At 39.4% G+C, this 3,756-nt stretch carries 3 protein-coding genes; all 3 read left to right on the top strand.

Features of this window, described 5'->3' with window-relative positions; all coding sequences use genetic code 11:
* The first annotated feature begins 331 nt into the window (after positions 1-331).
* The 3 genes from C558_RS0129985 to C558_RS34895 all read left to right on the top strand — a co-directional run bounded on the left by C558_RS0129985 (position 332) and on the right by C558_RS34895 (position 3,318).
* A complete protein-coding gene (locus C558_RS0129985) occupies positions 332-1,330 on the top strand; it encodes a phosphotransferase enzyme family protein (RefSeq protein WP_018759979.1) in 999 nt (332 codons plus the stop codon).
* Positions 1,331-1,569: 239 nt separating this feature from the next.
* A complete protein-coding gene (locus C558_RS0129980; RefSeq protein ID WP_018759978.1) occupies positions 1,570-2,010 on the top strand; it encodes a hypothetical protein in 441 nt (146 codons plus the stop codon).
* 960 nt (positions 2,011-2,970) lie between these two features.
* Positions 2,971-3,318 (top strand): GNAT family N-acetyltransferase, encoded by a 348-nt coding sequence (locus C558_RS34895; RefSeq protein WP_245583914.1) that lies wholly within the window; start codon positions 2,971-2,973, stop codon positions 3,316-3,318.
* Positions 3,319-3,756: the final 438 nt, after the last annotated feature.

Raw genomic sequence — 3,756 nt, 5'->3', positions numbered from 1 at the left:
CTACTATTTGCGATATTAGCGAATGTAAGAAATCGATATAATACTCAAATATCTTACTGCCAAAGGGACTGCTTCCGTTGAACTAACGGGACACGATAGCTTAATGGCGAAAGGGCTGTTGCGAGGTAGCACTTCGCTCCGTCAACAGGAGGATATTTGAATAAAGGCAAGTTGAAGTCGTTCAAAAGCGAGCAGATGTCTTGTTCAACGAATGGATAGTTTACAATATGTGGAATTGATGTTACATTAAATTCGTTTCTATGAATACTGACATCGATGCAATCGGCTAGAACTGACCGGCTTTGCTTTGTACACATATTTGGAGGTTTGTATGAATCAAGAAATGAGAGTACGATTTACGGATGAAGTTCGCACAAAAGCGGCCAATCTTTACGATGTAAGCACCGCGGGACTTAATTTACTTGGAAATCACCAAAGCTATGTCTATGGTTACGAAAAAGGCGGAAATGAATATATTTTACGTATTTCACATTCATCTCATAGAAGCGTTAACCAAATAGAAGCTGAATTAAATTGGATTGAATATTTGGCAGAAAACGGTGTGGCTGTGTCTCGTCCTGTTCACTCATATGCGGGGTCTCGTATTGAAACTTTGGAAATCAACCAGGATAAGTTTATTGTTGTTGCTTATAATAAAGCAGCGGGAAATCCATGGAGTGATGCCATTTCTCAAAATGAAGAGTTTAAGCTGTTGGGGAAGCTCACTGGAAATATGCATTCATTAACAAAAAGATACGAGCCGCTGACTACACAACCAAAAAGATTTCTATGGTATGAAAATGATTATCTACAAGCCTTTACTCAAAATGTTCCTGCAGCAAGTCCGCTGATAGTCGATAATTTTCAAAGGTTAATTAAAAAAATTCATTTGCTACCGAAATGCTCTGAGTCATTCGGATTAATTCATGGTGATTTCTGTTTTGGAAACTATTCTGTAAAAGCAGATGGAACAATCACTGTATTTGATTTTGATGAGTGCCAATATGGCTGGTTCGTACAGGACATAGCTGTGAATCTATTTTATGGTATTGCAGTTCCTTCAGACGATGAGGATGCAACTTCATTTGTTCAACGCTACCTTACATATTTCCTTGAAGGATACCTTGAGGAAAACACAATAGATCATAGATTATTGTTAAAACAGTTGGCCATTTTTTTGGATCTTAGACAAGCGGTTCTATATTCATCCCTACATAGAAATGGCCATATTGAAAACCTTGATCCTTGGTCAAAAACATTTCTCGAACGTGCTGAAAAAAACATGCTTCATGAGCGATCATTTATAGATATTGAAATGCTCAATCTTTGATATTTGGTCGAAAGTTAATGGCAAATATTAAAAACAATCATTGAGCTAACGGGACACTATAGCTCAATAAAGTATTTAGCCAAAAAAACTACACCTCCAATTGTTAGACTGTGTCTAACAATTGGGGTGCAGTTCATGGAGGCAGCTCCTTTTTGTTTGTTGAAGTAACGGGTAGGATACTTCCAATATGTGCTAATATGGATGGTGACGTTACGAGTTAATACTGGGGGAGTTAATCCATGACTGATATAAATTTTTTGGAGGCAAGATTAGCCAGCAGATACGGAGAAGGAGTTTCAAGTGAAGGTAACAATACAGTATTTGCTGACTTAATTATTGATTCGGTATCCTTATATCAAAGACTGAAAAAGTACGACTTCGTTCCTGCCTTTGGTTGGGGTAATGATGAGCAACAACAGCTTATAACTGACTACTTCTTATTTAAGTATCCCTTTGAATTCAAGTATAATAGGTATCCAATATTAATTTGTCCGCAGTGCGGTGATTTAGAATGCGGATATATTTCTGTGGCCATTGATAAAGAATCAGATATTGTTGAGTGGAGTAATTTTTACTTAGAACATAATAATCAACGGCTCGAAATTGGACCTTTCCGCTTTAAATGGGATAATTACAAAACCGCAATAGAGAAAGCTTATGAGATCGGTCGTTTAAGCTAACGGGACACGATAGCTTAATAAATACCTAAGACGCGGCTGCCGGCATGGATCGGCAGCCGCGTTGCGCTAACGGGCAGTTCTAGCGTGGTGGCAGACAGATGCTTCGCAGAAATATTGGAACAGTAAAGAACGGTTTAAAATAAATTCAACCTTCCATTTAATGGGGTATTATTTCATGATAATTAGAGCAATAGAAGTTTCCAATGAATACCGAGGATCAGACGATGATTGTCTCTTGATTCCAATTTAGTGAAATAACCAGTAACAACCATCCAACCAAAGTGAGATCAGCCTTCATAACATAACGTGTACTCAAAAAAGGGAGGTGTTGACATGGGCGAGTTTCGTGGAGGTTTGTTTACAAACACAGGTACTATCCTTGTATTGTTCATCTTGTTAGTAATAGTCGCTTGCAGTTGTATGGGTGGTATAGGTGGTTTAGGTTGCGGTATCTAATAATGCCGATATAATACAGTAAGCGCCTATTGTCGATAATATATTTGAAATGAAAAGAGCCTTGGAGTAGGGGCACACGTAACGCATTCTTTGCATAATATTTCTAACTCATACAGTCACCTTTTTAAAGCATGGTTGCCAACTTCTGTGGCACTGGTGTAATCAGGAAGAGAGTGTGCATCAGCTAACACATTCACACTACGGGGCTTACGCCACTTGGTCTGCCAGAAGCGATTTCTGATTTAAACTAACGGGACACGATAGCATAATAAATAACTAAAACGAGGCTGCCGGCATAGATCGGCAGCCTCGTTGCGCTAACGGGCAGAATTCGTTAATCCAGCAACCGAAAATACATATAAACAAGCGACTGAACATGTGCCACAATTTTCCATATAAGAAAGGGATGAGAACTATGTAGTCGAAAATAATCCTGATCCTCAAGCAAGATCTCCACCCTTCATGAAAGGGGTAAAAAGGAAATTAAACTTTAGGAGGATCAATATGAGTAGTTACGTTTGGGCTGGTTTAAAAGTTAGGTTGCGTTCGGTATTAACCACCGATTGGGAAAAGTTCCATAATAATGATCTTGATTCGGAGAACGCAAGACTATGTGACGAGATACATTTCCCAAGATCAGAAGAAGGTACAAAGGCGTGGGCTGAACGCCAATCCGTTAATGCCTCAAATGGTGATAACGTCTTCATGGCAATACAAACGCTCGATGGATTACTCGTCGGGAGCATATCCACAAATAACTGTAATCCTCGCTATGGAACCTTCAAATATGGGGTTTCGATATTTCGTGAGCATTGGCGTAATGGTTACGCTTCTGATGCCATAAAAATATAAAAATATTACTGCGATATTACTTTGAGGAATTACGATATTGTAAGGTTAACGCTCATGTATATGCATTTAATGTTGGTTCCGCAGCATTGCAAGAGCATCTTGGGTTCATTCAAGAGGGAAAAATAAGAAATATGGTCTTTACTAAGGGCCAACATTACGACGAATATATTTATGGCCTTACTAAAAACGAATTCGCAAAAGTGCATATGTAGTTAAGACATCTGACTGCCCTCGGGCGGTCTTTGTCGTTCAACTGTAGTTCAATCACAACACGGCGGCGGCCGGCGATCGGCTGCCGTTGTCCGTTGAAGTAACGGGCAGGTTAATGGAAATGATTTGTAGAAAAAAACTATAAATGAAAGCGACAAAAGTAGTGTAGGGCGGGTGGATTCCAGATCTCGCATATGCTGCGGGATCATCTGGCTACCCTCTTCAATC

The sequence above is a fragment of the Paenibacillus terrigena DSM 21567 genome, from assembly GCF_000374845.1.
GTDB lineage: Bacteria > Bacillota > Bacilli > Paenibacillales > Paenibacillaceae > Paenibacillus_K > Paenibacillus_K terrigena.
Note: the sequence above shows the minus strand (reverse complement) of the source record. Positions and strands in the feature narration are given on the sequence as shown.

Coding starts and splice junctions, on each gene's coding strand:
- C558_RS0129985 (WP_018759979.1), top strand. CDS start 332: ATGAATCAAGAAATGAGAGTACGATTTACGGATGAAGTTCGCACAAAA.
- C558_RS0129980 (WP_018759978.1), top strand. CDS start 1,570: ATGACTGATATAAATTTTTTGGAGGCAAGATTAGCCAGCAGATACGGA.
- C558_RS34895 (WP_245583914.1), top strand. CDS start 2,971: ATGAGTAGTTACGTTTGGGCTGGTTTAAAAGTTAGGTTGCGTTCGGTA.